1 pseudogene is annotated in these 1,331 nt (G+C 73.0%); it reads right to left on the reverse strand.

The annotated features are described in order from the left end of the window. Nucleotides 1–1,331: pseudogene (locus ACFQ6N_RS40875) on the reverse strand (hypothetical protein); the annotation flags it as partial.

Consider the following 1,331-nt stretch of genomic DNA (forward strand, 5'->3'; position numbering starts at 1 on the left):
CTCCTCGCCCTGGTCCAAGACGACGACGCCCTTGGACGCGTCTCCGAGGAGGTGCGGGGCCGCGCCGCCGGCCACCGCGTCGTCACCGAGGACCATCTTGGCGCTGCGGTCGCCCTTGACCCGGTACGAGGCGCGCTTCGCGCAGACCTCCCGGAGCGCGGTCGGGACGCTGGAGGCGTCCGGGCGCTGGGTGATGAAGATGCCCATGCCGCCGACGAACCTCGTCACCCTGACGTACCGGGCGAAGCCCTCGACCATGAGGTCCCGGCCGCTGCGGGTCTTGGCGCGGCCGCCGTTCTCGGGCTCGTCCTCGATGGGGACCTGGACGAGCGCGGCACCGTCCAGGAGCTCCTGGAGCTCGTCGACGACCAGGAGCACCGGGCCCATGCCCTTCGCCGCGAGGTCCCGCGTGATCTTCCCCTCGGGGACCAGGTCGGGGTCCTGCTCGTAGAGCCGGTCCAACTCGGTTCCCCGGTCCTGCATCTCGGTGATGGTCCCCTCGATCACACCGAGGACGCGGCGGATGATGTCGGGGCTGGCCCCGGCGATCCACTGGTGGGCGACGTGACGCAGCGGGGCCCAGTCCGGGCCGGTCTTCCCGGTGATGACGACGATCCGCACGGTCGGGTCGAGCGCGGCGGCGGCGGCGATGAGCCGGGCCAGGTAGCTCTTGCCGTAGCCCATCAGGCCGCCGATCAGGAGCGAGGACCACAGCAGGTGGAGCACGTGGCGCTTGCGCCGGGCGTCGGCACCGAGCGGGACGCCGTCGCCCCAGAAGTCCCAGGCCGGGGCGTCGATCAGCTCGGAGGGGTGCTTGCCGTTGCCGTAGGGGTTGTCCTCGTTGGCGACCCAGAGGACGAACCGGCCCTCGTGCCCGTCGTCGCCGGTGTCCGGGGTGATCTCGATGCGGGACTTCTTGATCCGCAGGGCGGAGGCGAGGTCCTCGATCCGGGAGACGGCAGCGGATGCCTTGATGCCGCGCGGCAGATCGACGGTGGCGGTCCAGCCGGGGCCGGCGGGCTCGATGACTCCGGCGAGGTGCGTCTCGTCGCGCTGGGCGGGGGTGATGATCCCCGCCTTGACCAACGCGGTCACCAGGTCGGCTTCGCCCTGGACGCGGCCGGACTCCGGCTTGACCAGACTGACCCGGCTCATCGAGGCGAGGGTGTCCGGGACGAACGGGCCGTCGGCCGCCGGGACTCCGGCCGGGCCGAGGCCGGGGCCGCCCTGCTGCGGGACCGGAACCGCGGGGATCTCCTCCGGCGACAGCGGACGGGAGAGGTACCACCAGGCGGCCGGGCCGCCCGTGCCGAGCGCGGCCTGGCCCACGA

It is taken from the genome of Kitasatospora sp. NPDC056446 (assembly GCF_042796115.1).
GTDB lineage: Bacteria > Actinomycetota > Actinomycetes > Streptomycetales > Streptomycetaceae > Kitasatospora.